At 74.3% G+C, this 16,754-nt stretch carries 12 protein-coding genes; 2 read left to right on the forward strand and 10 right to left on the reverse strand.

All coding sequences use genetic code 11. The features are described from left to right. Nucleotides 1–63 precede the first annotated feature (63 nt). The gene (locus ACTWNK_RS20685; RefSeq protein ID WP_474306023.1) at nucleotides 64–1,008 is read left to right on the forward strand and encodes a GNAT family N-acetyltransferase; all 945 of its coding nucleotides are present in this window, start codon (nucleotides 64–66) and stop codon (nucleotides 1,006–1,008) included. Here ACTWNK_RS20685 and ACTWNK_RS20690 read toward each other — a convergent pair. From ACTWNK_RS20690 to ACTWNK_RS20720, 7 genes are all read right to left on the reverse strand, one after another. After that, nucleotides 997–3,039: an ATP-binding protein gene (locus tag ACTWNK_RS20690; protein ID WP_474306024.1), complete on the reverse strand. Its 2,043-nt coding sequence runs from the start codon at nucleotides 3,037–3,039 to the stop codon at nucleotides 997–999. The genes ACTWNK_RS20685 and ACTWNK_RS20690 overlap by 12 nt on opposite strands. 47 nt (nucleotides 3,040–3,086) lie before the next feature. Further along, a complete protein-coding gene (locus tag ACTWNK_RS20695) occupies nucleotides 3,087–4,379 on the reverse strand; it encodes an AAA family ATPase (RefSeq protein WP_474306025.1) in 1,293 nt (430 codons plus the stop codon). Beyond that, nucleotides 4,379–5,812 (reverse strand): hypothetical protein, encoded by a 1,434-nt coding sequence (locus tag ACTWNK_RS20700; RefSeq protein WP_474306026.1) that lies wholly within the window; start codon nucleotides 5,810–5,812, stop codon nucleotides 4,379–4,381. Before ACTWNK_RS20700 ends, ACTWNK_RS20695 begins: the two co-directional genes overlap by 1 nt. Further along, on the reverse strand, nucleotides 5,809–6,909 hold the full coding sequence (locus tag ACTWNK_RS20705; protein WP_474306027.1) for a hypothetical protein: 1,101 nt from the start codon (nucleotides 6,907–6,909) through the stop codon (nucleotides 5,809–5,811). Before ACTWNK_RS20705 ends, ACTWNK_RS20700 begins: the two co-directional genes overlap by 4 nt. Then, nucleotides 6,906–7,688, reverse strand: coding sequence for a hypothetical protein (locus ACTWNK_RS20710; protein ID WP_474306028.1), 783 nt, complete (start codon nucleotides 7,686–7,688; stop codon nucleotides 6,906–6,908). Before ACTWNK_RS20710 ends, ACTWNK_RS20705 begins: the two co-directional genes overlap by 4 nt. A gap of 12 nt (nucleotides 7,689–7,700) precedes the next feature. Next, a complete protein-coding gene (locus tag ACTWNK_RS20715; RefSeq protein WP_474306029.1) occupies nucleotides 7,701–9,056 on the reverse strand; it encodes a serine/threonine-protein kinase in 1,356 nt (451 codons plus the stop codon). 135 nt (nucleotides 9,057–9,191) lie between these two features. Continuing rightward, entirely contained in the window at nucleotides 9,192–9,332 is a 141-nt protein-coding gene (locus tag ACTWNK_RS20720) for a hypothetical protein (RefSeq protein ID WP_474306030.1), read from the reverse strand. Between the two features lie 130 nt (nucleotides 9,333–9,462). Between ACTWNK_RS20720 and ACTWNK_RS20725 the strand changes: the two genes are divergently transcribed. Then, nucleotides 9,463–10,110, forward strand: a complete 648-nt coding sequence (locus ACTWNK_RS20725; RefSeq protein ID WP_474306031.1) for a hypothetical protein — start codon at nucleotides 9,463–9,465, stop codon at nucleotides 10,108–10,110. A gap of 13 nt (nucleotides 10,111–10,123) precedes the next feature. Here the strand turns inward: ACTWNK_RS20725 and ACTWNK_RS20730 are convergent, their stop codons facing one another. Genes ACTWNK_RS20730 through ACTWNK_RS20740 form a run of 3 tightly spaced genes read right to left on the reverse strand, consistent with a single transcriptional unit; the run spans nucleotide 10,124 to nucleotide 16,743 of the window. Next, complete coding sequence (locus tag ACTWNK_RS20730; RefSeq protein WP_474306032.1) at nucleotides 10,124–10,810, reverse strand: class I SAM-dependent methyltransferase; 687 nt, start codon at nucleotides 10,808–10,810, stop codon at nucleotides 10,124–10,126. A gap of 15 nt (nucleotides 10,811–10,825) precedes the next feature. Next, complete coding sequence (locus ACTWNK_RS20735) at nucleotides 10,826–14,815, reverse strand: AAA family ATPase (protein WP_474306033.1); 3,990 nt, start codon at nucleotides 14,813–14,815, stop codon at nucleotides 10,826–10,828. Beyond that, nucleotides 14,812–16,743: a CHAT domain-containing protein gene (locus ACTWNK_RS20740; protein ID WP_474306034.1), complete on the reverse strand. Its 1,932-nt coding sequence runs from the start codon at nucleotides 16,741–16,743 to the stop codon at nucleotides 14,812–14,814. The genes ACTWNK_RS20735 and ACTWNK_RS20740 overlap by 4 nt, the downstream gene beginning before the upstream one ends. Between the last annotated feature and the right edge of the window lie 11 nt (nucleotides 16,744–16,754).

Here is a 16,754-nt window from a genome sequence, read left to right on the forward strand (position 1 = left end):
ACATAGGACTGGCGGCAGAAAAATAAGAGGCGCCCAAGCCGCGCGAGGATGACAATGCTCGGCATGGACTTGCGCAGACCCGTCGTCGAGGACGCCCCGGCCATCCACGAGCTGATCTCGGCCTACGACCTGGCCGCGATCGGGCAGCCCGACTGCACGCTCGACGACGTCGCCGACGAGCTCACCGAGCCCGGCTTCGACATCGGCAAGGACGCCTGGCTGGTCCACGACGACCTCGGCGTGCTGGTCGGCTGGGCCTGGGCCTGCCGCAAGGGCGACAGCGACCAGATCGACGCCGAGGTGATCGTCAGGCCCGGCGTCGACCAGGTGGGCGAACAGCTGTGGGACCTGGTGCTCCAGCGTGCCCGGGAGCTCGGCGCCGAGCGCGGGCACCCCGCCGTGACCGTCGACATGGGCGTGTACCGCGAGGACGAGCCCAAGCGGGAGGAGGCCGAGGCCAGAGGGTTCACGCCCGGCACCAGCTTCCACCGCATGCGCATCGACCACGACGGCCCGTTCGAGCCGCCCGCGCCGCCCGACGGCATCACCCTGCGCTCGGGCGACGACCCCGAGGTGCTGCGCGCGGCCCACGCCGTGCAGCAGGGCGCGTTCGCGGCGCACTTCGGGTTCGTCTCGGTCGACTTCGACGGCTGGTACGAACGGCGTGCCGCGCAGAGCATCACCGACTGGTCGCAGCTCACCGTCGCCTGGGCCGGCGGCGAGCCCGTGGCCATGGCGCTGGGCAACAACCAGTTCCTGCCCGACGAGGACTGCGGCTACGTGGCGACGCTCGCCGTACTTCCCGATCACCGTGGACGAGGGCTCGGCAAGCTGCTGCTGCGCCATGCGTTCGCCCTGGACGCCGCGCGTGGCCGCAAGGGGACGATCCTCCACGTCGACGCCAACAACACCACACCGGCCCTCGGCCTCTACACCTCGTCCGGCATGCGCCGCATCATGGTCATCGACGTATGGCGCGCCCGGCTGGCGACGCCCTCAGGACGGTGAGGTCGCCCAGTTGAGGGGGCCGCGCCACTCGCCCAGCGTGTAGGCGATGGCGTCGTCGTAGGACAGGGCCGCCCCCTCGGCGAAGGCCGTGTCGTAGCCGCTTTCGCCCAGGGCCGTGCGTGCGGCCTGCTCGCACGCGGTGTGCTCGGCCGAGTAGAACGGCGAGCCGAACAGCGGCAGCCCGAACGAGCGCCAGATCGACTGCGCCGCGCCCAGCAGCCTGGCGCCGCGTGCGGCGTCGCCCTGCCCGGCGGCGGCCCAGGCCAGCAGCTCCAGACACATGACGCCACCGGTGACGTCGTGGAAGAGCCGCTTGACCCGCAGGGCCACCCTGGCATGCGCCCACGCCTGCGTCAGGTCGCCCGAGGCGAACTCCACCACCCCCAGCACGTAACCGGCGTAGGACCTGGCCCACAGCTCCCCGGCGTCGTCGCAGATCGCCAGGCACTCCAGCAGCACGTGCCGGGCCCGCTCCAGCTCGCCCGAGACCAGGTGCGCCATCGCCAGCTGCGGCAGGCCGAGCAGCAGGCCGGGGTTCAGCTCGCCGTTGGCCCGGTGGTAGGAGGTGGAGGCGCCGAACTGCAGCAGCGCCGTCGTCACGTCACCGGCGAAGAAGGCCGCGGCGCCCGCCACCTGGGTGGCGTAGGCCACGGCGGTGGCGTCGTGCTGGGCCTCGGCGTCGTCGTGGCAGCGCACGGCCCTGGTCGTGGCGTGGGCCAGGTCGCCCTGCATGACGGCGATCCAGCCGCACACCCACTGCGCCTTGGTCCTGGCCGCGCTCGGCTCGGCGGCCAGCGACAGCGCCAGGTCGAGGTAGTGGCGGCCTTCGCGCATCCGGCCGCAGGCGGCCCAGAAATACCACAGCGTGCCCGCCATCACCAGGCCCGCGTGCTGCTCGCCTGGATCGGCGAGGCTGTAGTCGAGCGCGGCCCGCAGGTCGGCCAGGTCCCGGGTCAGCCGGGTGCGCCATTCGACCTGGTCGCGGCCCGACCACGCCTGCTCGCCCTGGCGGGCCCTGCGCAGGTAGAAGTCGCGGTGCCTGCGCCTGATCGCCTCCTGCTCGCCGAGCGCGCACAGCCACTCGGCGCCGAACTCGGCCACGGTGGCGAGCATGCGGTAGCGCCCCTCGCCGTCGCACGTCAGCAGCGAACGCGACCGCAGCCTGGCCAGCAGCAGGTCCACCTCGTGCGCGGGCAGGTGCTCGTCGCCGCACACATAGACGGCCGCCGCCAGGTCGAACCCTCCGGCGAACACCGAGAGCCTGGCCCACACCAGCCGCTCGTCGGGGTCGCACAGCTCGTGGCTCCAGCCGATCGCCGCCCGCAGCGTGCGATGGCGCGGCAGCGCGCCGTCGGCACGGCGGCGCAGCAGCTGGAACCTGTCGCCGAGCGCCGTCACCAGCCGCTCGGGCGACATCACGGTGAGCTGGATCGCGGCCAGCTCGATCGCCAGCGGAATCCCGTCGAGCCGCTCGCACACCCGGGCGAGCGCCTGCCCGCTCGTCGCGGCGAGCTCGGGACGCCCAGCCCGGTCCACCAGCAGATCGACGGCGTCGCAGCCGTGCTCGCCCGGACCGGGCAGCGGCAGCGGACGCACCTCGTAGACCAGCTCGCCCGGCACGTCCAGCGCCTGGCGCGAGGTGGCCAGCACGCGCAGGCCGGGCGCGCAGCCGAGCAGCAGCTGCACCAGCATCGCGCACGAGTCGGCGACCTGCTCGCAGGAGTCGAGCACCAGCAGCAGCGCCCGGCCCTTCAGCCCCTCGATCAGCGCGTCGAGCTGCGGGCGCGCACTCTGGTCGCACAGTCCGACGGCCTCGGCCACGGCGCCGGGCAGCATGGCGGGGTCGGTGAGCGCCGACAGGTCGGCGACCGCGACCAGCCCGTCGTGCCGGGCCGCGGCGCGCATCGCCAGCCTGCTCTTGCCCACGCCGCCCACACCTGTGAGCGTGATCAGGCGCTCCTGCCTGATCAGCTGTGCGAGGTCGGCCAGCTCGTGCCTGCGGCCGACGAAACTCGTCGTCTCGAGATTCAACAGAGGACCTGACTCACTCGGTCGCCACGACAGTCCGATCCTAACGCTCAGCCGCGCCCGCCGGGCACGATCCGATGCTCGGCCAGGTGGGCGAGCACCGACTGATTGGCCTCCCACCCGTCGGGGAACTTGACCGGCACCCCGAGCCGCACGCCTTCGGCCGAGGGATGGGCGTCCAGCAGCTCGGGGATGCCCGACCTGGCCACCACCACGCACGCGTGCCGATGGCGGGAGGTCAGCACGCAGAGCCTGCCTGACTCCAGGTGGAAGGCGGTGGCGTCCCTGCGGCCCGACAGCGGGTGCAGCACGATCGTCACGTCGTACTCGCGTCCCTGCAGCCGGTTGGCGGTGTCGACGGTGATCTCGGCGGGCACGCCCGCGTTCCTGATCGCGGCGACCTGGTCGCGGTGCGCGGCGCCGATCGCGATCCGGCCCGCGCCGACGGCGCTCTCGCCGCGCTCGGACCGCGCGACGGGCGCGCGTTGCAGCAGCCGCTCCGCCAGCAGGGCCACCGCCTGTACGGCCTCGGCGTCGGTGCGCACGGTGTGCCTGGAGGGCAGTTCGTACAGCGCCCAGCCCGACCTGGCCGCCTCCTCAAGGGCCAGGTCGTAGGAGGTGCCCATCCCTGCGGTGGTCAGCTCCATCGAGCGCTCGCCGGGCCCGGTGCCGGACCTGAACCCGGTGAACGGATAGAACGCCTGCGACACCACCGGAGCGGCCGACGCGGGCAGCCGCCAGGAGACGGGCAGGCGGTGCACCGGCAGGTCGGGGTTGTGGCGGAGCAGCACCGAGACCGCACTCTGCAGCGGATCCCACGACAGTCCGGCCCACCGGTCGCCGTCGACGATCGAGAACGGGTCGAGCTGCCCGGGATCGCCCACGAACAGCGCGCGTTCGAACAGCCCGGCGATGCGCAGCAGCTTGTCCGAGCGCATCTGGTAGGCCTCGTCGACGATCGCCCACGGCCACGTGCGCCCGGCGATCCAGGCCCACTTGTCGGAGGTGGCGATGACGATCGCCGGGTCGTTGAGGTCCTCGATCCTGGTGCCGACCGTGACGCTCGGCAGGTCGAGCAGGCGTTTGGGCGCGATGTAGCCGCTCGCCGACAGCCGTCCCACGCTCAGCCCGGGATGCCCGTCGGCGATCCGCTCGACCAGGTCGTCGACCTGCTCGTTGGTCTGGGCCACGATCATCAGCGGGTCGCCGGTCGCGGCCAGGTGCGCCGCGGCGCGTACGACCAGGGTGGACTTGCCCGCGCCCGGCGGTGAGTCGACGACCACGCCCCTGTGCCTGGGCAGGTCGGCGAGCACCGCCCTGATGACCAGCTCCGGGTCCTGCACTACGACCAGTCCTCCTGCGCGTCGCCGTCGCTGGGAACGTACTCCTGCGGCGGACCGCCGTGCGTCCACGGCGTGAACTCGCGTTCGGGCAGCGCGGCGGCGCCCTGGAAGTCGTCGGTCAGCGAGCTGTAGCAGATGCGCTCGCCGATCTCGGGCACGGCGCCGGGTGCCGGAGTCCTCCCCCTGCCCATGCCCTTGGTCACCTTGAGGGTGACGACGCCGCCGACGATGCTCACCACCTGGGCCGCATGCCCCTTGCGTCCGGGCGAGCCCAGCGTGACACCGGGCGCGAGACGAGGGGCGTCCTCGGTGCGCACGACGACGATCGGCCGCAGCTTGCGCGAACGGCCCTCGCCCTCGGCGTGCTCCAGGTCGCGCTCGACGACCGTGCCGGCGAACGCCTCGCCGGTCAGGCGGAGCTCGGCCATCACCAGCGGGTCGTCGTAGGCGCGCTGCACGTCGTAGGAGGCCTGGGCGCGCTCCATCCGGGCCAGCCGGGAGGCCGCGGCGACCGCGCCGTCGCGCCTGGCCTGCGGCGGCGCCCCCTCGGCGATCTTCAACGCCATGTCGCTGAAGGAGCCCCTGTCGAATTCCCAGCGCTGGGCGACGCTCGCCCCCGGCGTCAGCGCGCGCAGCAGGTCGAGCGCCTGCCACACGCAGCGCCACGTGGGTTCGAGCTGCCCGCGCAGGGCCTCGGCGACGCGCTCGGGCGTGCCCGACTCCATCGCGGGGGCCAGCACCTCGGCGTCGAAACCGGGATCGGTCGCGGGCCCGGCGGGCGGCCACAGCAGTGGGTCCTCGGCGTCGGCGGCGGCCTGCGGGCCCTCGGTGATCCAGCCGAGCAGCGCCGCCAGATTGGCGTCCTCGAAGCCGCTCTGCCCGCTGGCCCAGTGGCGGCCGAGCTCCTCGGTCGCGGCCAGCGTCAGCGACGAACCAGGATGGGCGGCCCGCTCGGCGAAGTACGTCAGCCAGCGCCCCAGCAGCGGCACGCTCGCGTGCACCGGATAGGGCCCGTCCGCGCGCCGGAAGCGCGTCGAGCGCCCGACGAGCCGGGTGAACCCCACGCCCGCCGCGTTGGGCAGCACCAGCTGCGGCGCGTCGAGCGTGCGCTCGTAGGGGTCGGCGTTCTTGCGTTCGACCTTCTCGGTGTCGCCGAGGAAGGCGTCGAGGTAGGGCAGCAGCAGCCCGGCCAGCTCCTCGGCGAAGGCGAAACGCTGGTCGCGGTTGCGCGGCTGCAGCACGACCAGCAGCTGCGGCCGGTCGCGGTCGGTGCCGAGCATGGCGGCCAGCGGGGCCGCGGCCTCGCCCGACAGCTTCAGCGGGATGAACACCATCGGCCGCTCGGCCACATGGCAGTGCCTGACCGTGGTGATCGGCTGGGCGCGGCCCTCCTTGATCGCCCTGAGCCGGGCCAGCGAGGTCAGCAGGCTCACGTCAGGCATTCTCCCCTGAGCCGCTCGGCCGCGCGCAGCAGTCCGGCGATCTCCTCCTGGCCGGGCGCGGGCGCGCGTGAGCCCTCGGCCAGGGCCAGCGCCTCCTCCATCGAGGCCACCCCGCCGAGCTCGTCGCGCACACTGCGGCCGAGCACGTCGGTCGAGCCCTCGTGCCTGGCCTCGTCGCGGCAGAAGAAGCACAGGTCGCAGGTCGAAAGGCAGTCGGGCGCGTAGCGTGCCTCGACCCTGCGCAGCGCCTGCGACAGCTCGCCCGGCGGGCGCGAGGGCCGGCCGTCGTCGTCGGGCAGCAGGTCGAACGACAGGCCCTCGGGCAGGTCGGCGAGCAGCGCGTCGACTCCGGTCATCCGGGTGAGCTGCCGCTTGAGCACGGCCAGCTGCCTGCGGACGTCGACGAGGGTGGCGACCGGGCGGTTGGCGAAGTTCTCGGGGCAGACGAGGATCACCTCGTGCGAGACGCGCAGCGGGTCGTGGCCGAGGTCGGTCAGCATCTCGCGCAGGGCCAGCACGTAGACGGCGGCCTGCCTGGCGGCGCCGGCGACGGAGGCGGGCTCGGCCTGGCCGTCCACGACGGCGAACGACTTGATCTCCACGATGTGGAACATGCCGCCGAGCCGGAAGGCCACCACATCGGGCTCCAGGTAGGCGACGTGCCCGGCGATCGTCAGGCTGAGCAGCGGATGGTCGTGCAGCGTGCCCGCGTCGTCCTCCTCACGCGCGGCCCTGTCGATGAGCGTGCGCGTGTGGGCGTGGCGCAGGTGCGCGCCGACGCTGTCGACGTCGTGGTAGGCCACCAGCGGGATCGGCAGGCCGAGCAGCTCGCGCAGCATCCGCAACAGCTCGGCACAGCCGTTGTCCTTGACCAGCGCCTCGAAGGCGTTGCCGCGCGTGATGGCGAAGGGCGACTGCCCGAACGGCGCGGGGAAGCCCAGATGCCTGGCCGCTCCGTCCTTGTCGACGCCCGAGGCGTCGAGCAGGGCGCGGCGCGCGCATCCCGGATTGGCGGCGAGCGCGGCGATCGCGCGGGCGTCGTGCGGTCGGGCGGGGGTCGTGCCCCGCAGTGCGTCCAGCCGGCTCACCCGGAGCCCTCCTTCCTCGCGGCGTCACCCAGCGTAGCGGCGCCGAACAGTTGTGCGCCGTCTTCGAGCTGTTCGCGGGCCCGTGCGGCGATGGCCGTACGGGTGGCGGTGTCGGCCCGTTCGTGCACGCGTAGTTCTTCCTCGGCGGCCTCGGCCACCCTGGCCGGGTCGCAGGGGCCCGATCGGTCGGCGGCTCCCGGGATGGTACGTGCCATCCTGGTCAGCAGCCGTTCGCCGCCGCCCGGCTCGGGGCACTCGGCGAGCCGCCCCGACACCGCGATCGCCGCCCTGAGGAAGTCCACCCTGAGGCTCAGCGGCCCGACCACCCGGCGCGGCTGCTCCCACGTGCTGAGCGAGAGCAGCCCCCTGGCCGGGGACAGCCGGTCGGTGAGCGTGGCACACAGGTAGTACGGCCTGCCGTACGGGGCGCGTCTGAACGAGCGCTCCTCGTCCCTGCGCAGGCTGGTCAGCTGGCGGCTGCGCAGCGTCCCGGCGTAGAACGCCTCCTGTACGGCCACCACCAGGCGTCCGGCCGACGGCACCCCGAGCAGGCACAGCGCCTGGTGGGCCTGCTCCCTGACCGGCGTGGTGCGGGCGGCGGGCTGCGGCGGGCCGGGCGGTTCGGGCTCGGCGACCAGCTCGTCCCAGGCCTGTTCGGCCGCGCGCAGGTCCACCCGCAGCCGCCTGGCGAGCGCCGTGTCCCTGGCCTTCGCCGCCCTGCGCACGGCCGCCCTGAGCGTGTCGATACGCCGTTCGAGTGCGTCGAGGTCCTCGCTCATCGGCGGCCCATCTCAGCGCCCGTCGAGCAGCATCAGGGCCACGCCTGAGGCCAGCAGCACCAGGAAGGCGCCCATCACCGCCAGGTAGACCCGCGAGGACACCCCGGCAGGCGGGGGCGTCTTGCCCGGCGGCACGGCCGGCCGCTGCCCGCCGTACTGCTGGGGCCTGCCGTGCTGGGGGTGTACGGCGGGCTGGTACGGAGGGGGCTGTGGGCCGGAGCCGGGGGCGCCGGGGTAGGGGCCCGAGCCTGGGACGCCTGGGTAGGGGCCCGAACCGGGGTGGCCTGCGGGGGAGTGGCCGGAAGGGCCGGTGGGGGCGGAGTGCACGCCTCGGGCGTCGGTCGGCATGGCGTGAGCCTGAGGCCCGGTGTGGCCGTGCGCCGCACTCTGCCCGCCGTGTGCCGGGCCCGATCCCATCGGACCGCCGTGTGCCGGGGCCCCGCCCATCGGCCCGCTGTGCCCGGCCGCGCCGCCGCCCTGGACCCAGGCGCCGCTGTGCGCCTCCGGGCCGCCGGGCTGCCGCCCACCGGAGCCGGGGCCCGCGGGCAGCCCGACGGCGCCGGACAGGTCGGCCGCGGCCAGTTCGTCGCGCAGGGCCCTGGCGGAGCGGGTGCGGTGGGCGGGCTCGGTGGTGAGGGCGCGGCGCAGGACGTCGGTCAGGGCCGTCGGCACCCCGGCGATGTCGGGCACGGGAAGACGGTGGAAGGCCATGATCATGGCCAGGTTCGGCACGCCGGTCGCGGGGAAACGCGGCGGGCGGCCCGACATCAGCGCGTAGACGGTCGCGGCCAGCGCGTAGACGTCGCCGGTCGCGGTCGGCTCGGTCAGCTCGAACGCCTCGGGCGGCGCGTAGGCCGGGGTCAGCGACTCGCGGGTGACCGACGCCTCGCTGCCGGGCGAGGGGTCGGTGGCCAGGCCGAAGTCCGACAGCGCCACATTGCCGTAGCGGTTGATGAGGATGTTGGCCGGTTTGACGTCACGGTGCAGCACCCCGGCGTCGTGCGCGGCGGCGAGCGCGTCCGCGATCTTGACTCCGACGTCGCGTGCCTCGGCGGCGGGCAGGGTGCCCGCGCGCAGCCGGTCGGCGAGCGAACCGCCGGGACACAGCTCCAGCACCATGAACGGCCGCCCGTCGGCCAGCACGCCCGCGTCGTAGACGTGGGCGACGTGCGGATGGCCCGACAGCGCTCCGGCGGCCGTGACCTCGCGCATGAACCTGCGCCTGTCGCGTTCGGACAGCAGCACCCGGTTGTCCACCTTGAGTGCGACCTCGCGGCCGACCGCGAGCTGCCTGGCCCGGTAGACGACACCGAAGCCGCCCTGGCCGAGCAGGCCGAGCATCTCGTAGCCCGGCACGTCCGGCGCCACCGCCCACCTCCCATCGAGTCCGCGTTGCGGCAGGCTATCGGAAACCGGCGACATTCCCGAGATCAACGCATATCGTCACCAGCGCGTCGTCGAAGCCGCCCTACGCCGCCGCGATCAGCACGGTCGTGACCATCGTCAGGAGCATCGGCGCCCGGCCATCCGCCTGAGGATCTCGCGCCCGTGCACCCGGGCGGGTACGGCCCCTACCGCCTCGCCGGAGCCGGGGAAGCGCCGCAGGGCGTCGGAATGCGACCGCACCGGGGATGACACCACCACGACCGCGAAGGTCCACGCCGACGATCCTAAGCGCCGCACGTTCCGCCGCACCCGCTCTGGCCTCCCGGGTGCGGGCATGTCAGGATCACTCGGCGAGATGGACGACACGCGTCGAGCCGAGGAGCAGGCAATGTCGAATGGAGCACGCCACCTCATCGGGCTGGCCGTCGGGGTGGTGCTCGCGCCGGTGCTGTACCTGCTGTTCGCCTGGGGGCTCGAACTCGTCAGCGACGTGATGCGGACGTTCAGGCTCTCCTGGGGCGGCTACGCGGTGATGGGCCTGGCCGCGGCGCTGACCGGTGTGGTCGTCGCGTGGCGGTGGCTGTCGCCGCTGGCCGGGCTGGTGGCCTGCCTGCCGATGTTCGCGGTGCAGGGGCTCTGGCTGGTCCAGGTGGGCGTGGGGCTTGAGGGCTCGGTCGTGCCCGAGTTCCTCAGGGGCCACGGATCCTCCACGGGCGCTCTCACCGGGGTCTTCCTCGTCATCGGGGTGCTGCTGGTCGTGCCCGCCCTGTTCCCCGACCGCTGGCGGGCGCCGGTCACCCGCACCGCCGCCGTCTCCCAGCACGTGTTCCCCACCGGCCCGCCCCCGCCTCCGTACGGCAGCGCGCCCTTCCAGGCAGGGCACCAGCAGTACGCGCCGAGGCCCTCCGACAACCAGCCGCCGTACCAGAGCCCGCCGCCCCACGACCCCCGGCCGCAGGGCGGGCAGCCTCCGGTGATCCGTCCTCAGGGCGGCCCGCCCCAGGAGGGCCCGCCCCAGACCTGGACGGGCCCCTGAGCCCGGCGGACTCTCAGGCGGGCACGGCCGCGACCCAGGTGCGGTCGTCGGTCAGGAAACGGTCGAGCCGCAGGCCGGTCGCGTCCAGTTCGGCGGCCAGGTCGTCGTCGGTCAGCCGTTCGGAGGAGAACGACTGGGTCCACACGCGCTCGCCCAGCGTGTACCTCAGCGTGCAGTAGTAGAGCGAGGGGCCGGGCTTGGTGAGCTCGGTCATCTCCACCGTGAGGTCGCCCTCGGTCCTGACGTGCCCGGTGACCTCCCACCGGTCGTGCGCCTCGGGCGGCATCCACTGGATCAGCACCACACCGTCGGGCGAGACGTGCCTGGTGCACGCGCTCAGGAACGAGCGACGCCGTTCGGCGGGCGGGTAGTTGGCGAAGAACGACGCCAGGATCACACCGTCGAAACGCCTGCCGAGGTCCAGTGCGAGGATGTCGGCCTCGACGGTCTCGGCGCCCCGGATGTGGGCCAGCATGTCGGCCGACTCGTCCACCGCGACGACCTGGAAGCCGCGCTCGACGAGCGGATGGGTGACGCGGCCGACGCCCGCGCCGAGTTCGAGCAGGGTCGCGCCCTCGGGTACGGCCGACGCGATGACGCCGGGTTCCTCAACGGCCTCGATGAGGGCGAACAGTTCGACGGGGGAGCCGTCGGGAGCGATCGAACCTGGTCCTGTGCCACTGTTGGGGGAGATCGTCATACTTCGCACGCTAACTCAGCGCACCGGACCGGTGTCCAGGAAGAGCATGACATCGTAGGCGGCCTTCTCCCCGTCCTGCCGGTCCTCAAGGGCGGCCACCTGCCTCCTCAACTGTTGCGTCCAGCGCAACAAAGCCGTCGGCGACCCGTCCGGCACCTCCACCTGGAACGTCGCGGGCAGCACCGGCAGGACCACCACCGCGTACGCGCCCAGCAGCACCGACGACCTGGCGAAGGCCCTGAACGCCGCACGCGAGTCGCCGAGCGGCCTGGGTGTGCCGTCGTCACCGGGGGGCGGGCGCAGCACGACGATGTCGGCGTCGGCGGCGAGCGGCTCGAAGAGCCCACCCGCGTTGCCGCGCATCCGCCATCCGGCGCTCGTGCCGACGGCCACGCCGGCGAACAGCGCGATCCGCCGATCGGCCCCGGGCGCCCTTGGCCTGGCCTGGGCCGGTTTGACCCAGACGACCTGGTCGAGCAGGCGCCCGAGACGCGCGCCGAGCCGCTGTTCGTCGGCGTCGTCGTTCAGCTCCAGCAGGACCGGGGTACGCCTGCCGCCGAGCATGCGGGCCCTGCCGATGCCGTCGGGCAGGGCCGATCCGGCCGTCGTCAGCACCTCGCGCCGCCTGTCACGGCTCAGCAGCAGGGCGAGCACGCCGCAGAACACAGCCGTCACGGCCACGGCGACGGCACCGACCAGAGGCGGGCCGAGCAGGGCGGCCAGCGCGTAGGCCAGCCCGGCGAGGGCGTGCGGAACGGCGCCGAAGGTCCGGTTGCCCCGGTATCGGGGTGTCCTGACGGGCCGCCCCACGATCTTGCCGCGCCGTTCCAGCTCGGGCACCAGATCGACGCGCCCGGACAGCGAATGGCCGTCGAGCAGCCGCAGGGCGAACCAGGCCCGATGCCCCCACTCGTCCGTGTCCGAGAGCGGGGCCAGTGCCGAGGTGGCGTCCGGGGGCGACAGCTGCTCGTTAGGGTGCAGGAAGACCAGCAGGGTGATCGCCTGGGCCTGCACACGCTCGTCGCCGCTGTCCTTGGCCAGGGCGATCGCCTGCCTGAACAGCCGTGCCGCCAGGTCAGGCGCGCAGAAGTACAGCGACTCCGCCTTCTCCAGCACCCGCAAAGCGATGAAATCGTCGGCGATGTAGGACCGGTGGAACGCCTCCACCTCCACCTCGCCCAGCTGTCCTCCCGCACGGCAGCGCCGCAGGCCGATCTCGCTGCCCGCCTCCTCGGCGTCGGCCGGTCTGGCCCCGGTGACCAGGCGCAACGTCAGCCACGCCTCCGCGCGTACCCACGGCGTGCCCGTCCTGGCGATCGACTCGATCTCGGGGAACGCCTCCAGCGTCCGGTGCCGCCTGCACAGCCGCAGCAGGGCCAGCTGGCACTCCTGCACGGTGTCGGGATCGTCCCGGCCCGCCAGCGCGGCCTCCAGGATCGCCCGCAGCGCGGGTACGGCCTCCCGCAGTGGCAGCGACTCGGCCAGCTGCGCGCCCAGCGGCCTGACCACGCGGTGCAGCCAGACGGCGGGCGGGGGAGCCGTCGCGGGGAGCGCCCAGGCCGAGGTGCCGCCACGCAGCGCCGCGACCAGGCTGAGCAGCCGGTCGCCGTCGGCGTCCCCGCCCGACGTCTCGCCCGCCCACCTGGCCAGTTGCAGGGCGCGTATCCGCTCCTCGCTCTCCAGGGCGAGCCGGGCCAGCCTGCGCCTGGCCCGGGGGTTCACCGGCGGGATCCAGTCGAGGTACGGCTCGTCGGGCTGCCCGTCGGGGAAGGGCGACCGTGCGAGCACGGGGTTGCCGTGCAGCAGGGCCCTGTGCGCCTGCATGTGCGGATGCTCACGCAGTTCGGGATGCTCGGCCCACGGCGTCAGCTCCGCGTAGCGCTCGCCGCCCATCCAGCCGTCGAGCGCCGCCAGGACCGCGCCGCACGGCGGGTGCGCGCCGGGCCCGGCGGGCAGGGTGACGTCGGGGTCGCCGAGCGCGGCCAGCCCGAGTGCCGCCCGTTCGTCGCCCGGCCGCAGGCGCAGCACCTCGCTCCACAGCCGGTGCCGCCCGCCGGTCCCGGTGTGCAGCCTGGCCGAGGCCTGTGTGCCGAGCACGGCCGCGAGCAGGTCGCCCGACACGACGGCCGCCGACCTGGTGCAGGCCTGCTCGGCCCAGCTCCACGCCCGTCGCTCCCGCACGCGCTCCTCGAGCTCGGCCCACAGTACGGCGGCCGGGCCCGGCGGCGACAGCCGGAGCGCGGCCACCACCGTGGAGACCGGCAGCCCGGCCGGGTCGTCCGCCCGGCGTACCTGCGCCGCCGCGTCCGCGCCCAGGGCGCCGCGCCCGGCCGGGCCCAGCGGCAGCGCCCTGCGCAGCCTGACCCGCAGGTGCTCGTCGACCTCGACGACCGAGGGCAGGCCGTCGGCGCCGCGCTCCACGACCTGGATCCACTCCTGCGCGGCGAGTGCGGCGAACGCGGGTCCCGGGTCGTGCCCCGCCCGGGCCAGGGCGGGGGCGAGCAGGTCGAGTGTGAAGCGTTCGAGCTCGCAGGCCAGAGCCACGGCCGTGGTCAGCGCGGGCCCCCGCAGCCTGCCGAGTATGCGCCGCTCGACATACGGATCGCCCGGAGCCTGCCGCAACGTCACGGCGTCGAGCGACGGGTCCTCCTCCGCCCACGAGCAGTAGGCCGCCAGGTCGAACGGGTTGTACAGCGCCCCCGCCCTGGCCCGCTCCAGCACCGCCTCGCCCAGCGGCCGCGGCACCCGCCTGCGCTCCACATAGCCGAGCGCCTCCTCCCGCTCGAAGCCGTCCATGGCCAGCACCCGCAGGTACGGCCTGGCCGCCAGCTCCGGACCGGCGGGAGCCGAAGCGGGCGGCGGCACCAGCCAGGCGCGCCCGGCCAGCAGCACCCGCACCTGCGGCGCGAAGACCTGCAGCGCCTCCAGCAGCTCGAACGTCCTGGCGATGGCCGGAGCGGGAGAGCCGGGCAGATACAGCTTGGCCAGCTCCTCGCAGGTGTCGAGCACCAGCAGGGGCGCGACCGGCAGCGCCCCGGTCAGGGCGGCGAAAGCGCGCACGCACTCCTCGGTCAGCCGCTCCACCTTGGCCCGCTCGGGCGCGCTGCCCGCCAGCTCCTCGTGCAGCTCGGCCGCCTTGTCGCGCAGCGCGTCGTGCAACTCCTCCTGCTCACGGGTGACGGCATGGGCCAGCAGGTCGTCGGCGAGCGCCTCCAGCAGCGCGCCGGGCCTGGCGGCCGGATAGCTCGGGTCGAGATGGTCGAAGTCCACCCGGGCCACCGGAAAGGCGGCGAGCCCGTGCCGCCGGGCGAAGTCCCCCGACGCCAGCGACCGCACCAGCGTCGTCTTGCCGACGCCGCCCGCGCCGAGCAGGTGCAGCGCCCACCGCCGTCCGCCCAGCAACTCGGCCACCGCCCGCTCGTGCACGGGCCGGGGCGTGTAGTGCCTGAGCCTGCGCAGGTCCTCACCGTCACGCAGCGCCCGCTCGACCAGCCGCACGGCCCGCCCGGCCCGCGCGTCGAACGGCGCCCCGAACACCTGCGCCAGCCGTACGGCGTGACCGGCGAGGCGGGAGGCGCCGGACAGGTCGTCGTCGGCGAGCAGGGCGGCGGTCGCCTTCCTGATGTGGGCGGGGTCGGCGCTGTGGCACATCGCGGCGGCGTCACGCCAGGCGGGAAACAGCGCGCCGAAGCGTGCGGTCAGCCACGACAGCACGGCGTGCAGCGGCACCGGCCCGAGCGCCTCACGCAGGTACGCGCCGATCTGCGGGCGCATGCTCTCGCCCGCCCAGAACGCCACCTCGCGGGTGCCGGGCGGCCTGGCCAGGCGGCGGTGCTCGACCAGGCCCAGCGCGTCGAGCCTGGCGAACGGCACGCCGATGCCCGCCTCCGCGGCCCTGGCCGCGGTCCACTCGGGCAGCAGGACGAGCTTGGCCAGGTCGGTGGCGTCGAGCGCGGCCAGGTCCTCGTACAGGGCGCGTCGTCTGAGCGCCGCGAGCTCGGTCACGGCCTTCCCCTCAGATAGGCGGCGTAGGCGGCCTCGTCGTCGGCCGCCTCGAAGCGGCCCGAGGCGCGCACCACCAGGTACAGCTCCCTGCGCACGGCGTTGGGCCTGCCCTCCAGGTCGTCGAAGGCGCCGGAGACGTCGGCGCCGTCACGGGCCACGTACACCTGGGCGAACCTCCGGTCGGGCAGCCACGGATGCAGCAGCACCCACTGGAAGCCGAGCAGCGCCTCGCTCGCGCCGAACGGTTCGAGCGGCAGCACGACCCGGGTGACCGTGTTGGAGCCGTGGTCGAGCTCGGTGCGCAGCGGGCCCTCCCTGCTCCGGTCGCCGGTCACGACCAGCGGGACGGGGCACGCGGCCGTGCCGAGACCGAACCCGTTGACCCCCGCCAGCAGCGGGCCGAGCGCCCCGACCCACGTGTGCACGGCGTCGCCCATGACCACGACCCTGCTGTGCGGGCCGAACGGCGGCTCGCATGCCCTCAGCACCCGGGTGAGCGCGTCGAGGTCGGCGCCGAGCCGCAGCCTGGTCAGTCGTTCGTCCAGCGGCTCCGGTTCGCTCTCGAAGGCGGCGAGTGCGGTGGCGATCTCCATCGCATCCGCCGGTGCGGTCAGGCCGAGCGAGGCGACGCCGGGCAGGCTCAGCGAGCGTGTGTGCAGCACGGTCAGCACCTTGTCCATGATCCGTACCACGACGTCCCGCAGCGATCCCGGGGCTCCCGCACCGCCGTCGGCGTCGATCAGCAGCGGGAGATGGCCGCGCAGCAGCAGGCGCAGCCCCGTCTCCTGCAGCAGCCGCGTCGCGCCGAGCCCCGCGTAGTCCTGCCTGGCCACGGCGGCGATCAGGCCGTGCCCTTCGTCCACCCCGGCCTGCACGGCGCCGAGCAGCCCGGCCCTGCCGACATAGACCGGCTTGCGGTGCAGGTCGAGCGCCGCGACCAGGTCCCTGACGCCCGCGCCGGGCCGTGCGGCGATCGGCGGCAGGTCGCGCCAGGCGCCGCCGTGCACGTAGAGGACGGGCATGGCCCAGTCGAAGCGTTCGCGGCAGGCGGGATCGGCCCACAGGGCGGCCCTGCGCCCGTGCGCCGCCGCGGCGGCCAGGTCCTCGCCCTTGAGCAGCGCGTCGACGAACCTCCTGGAGAACAGCCTGCACGCCTGCTCGCCGACCTCTCCCGCCATCGCCGCCACGACCGGGACGCCCCGCCGTACGAGCTGTTCGGCGAGCGAGGGGGCCGCGCCGTGCCCCGTGCCGCTCTGGCAGGCGCTCAGGACGACCACGCGGGGGCGGTGGCCGGGCGGGGTGAGGGCTCCGGCGAGCCTGGCGGCGCTGACCCGCTCGCCCGCCAGTTCGATCGTGGCCTCGCCCTCCTCGTCGAGCGCGCCGTGCGCGGCCAGGTGCACGACGTCCGGGCGCAGCGCACGGCATCGGGCGGCCAGGTCGTCCAGGCCGACGCCTTCGGCCATCGTGACCTCGCAGCCGCCGTCGAAGTCGCCGAGCAGGCCCATGAACAGCCAGCCGGGCCTGATGACCGGGTCGTCGGCCGCCGAGCCCGCCGCGAGCAGCACGCGCGGCACGCCGGGGACGGGGGAGTACGGCATCGGCTCAGGCGTGCGGACGACCCGGGTGAAGGCCACCTCGACGTCGGGATGGGCGGCCAGGAAGGCGGAGGAGTCGTGCATGGCCTCCCAGTGCAGGTGCCGCAGCTCGGGCGGCAGGTCCAGGGCCAGTTCGACCGGGCCGCCCGGCGCTTTGACGCCAGGCCACTCGGGTCCGATCAGCGCCTCGAACAGCCGCCTGCCGTACCTCGCGGGGTCGGTGTCCAGTGCGTGCGGCGCTCGCATCGCGCGTGGCGCGAACCCCTCGACGGCCACCTCGTACGCGCCCGCGTCGCCGCCCTTGACCGTCACCAGGGTTCGGGGGTGGGTCACGGTCCGCAATC

The organism is Nonomuraea sp. IBHARD001, assembly GCF_056106265.1.

Excerpts from the sequence above, each read along its gene's own strand:
- ACTWNK_RS20685 (WP_474306023.1), top strand. The coding sequence starts at position 64 with ATGGACTTGCGCAGACCCGTCGTCGAGGACGCCCCGGCCATCCACGAG.
- ACTWNK_RS20710 (WP_474306028.1), bottom strand. The coding sequence starts at position 7,688 with ATGAGCGAGGACCTCGACGCACTCGAACGGCGTATCGACACGCTCAGG.
- ACTWNK_RS20725 (WP_474306031.1), top strand. The coding sequence starts at position 9,463 with ATGTCGAATGGAGCACGCCACCTCATCGGGCTGGCCGTCGGGGTGGTG.
- ACTWNK_RS20730 (WP_474306032.1), bottom strand. The coding sequence starts at position 10,810 with ATGACGATCTCCCCCAACAGTGGCACAGGACCAGGTTCGATCGCTCCC.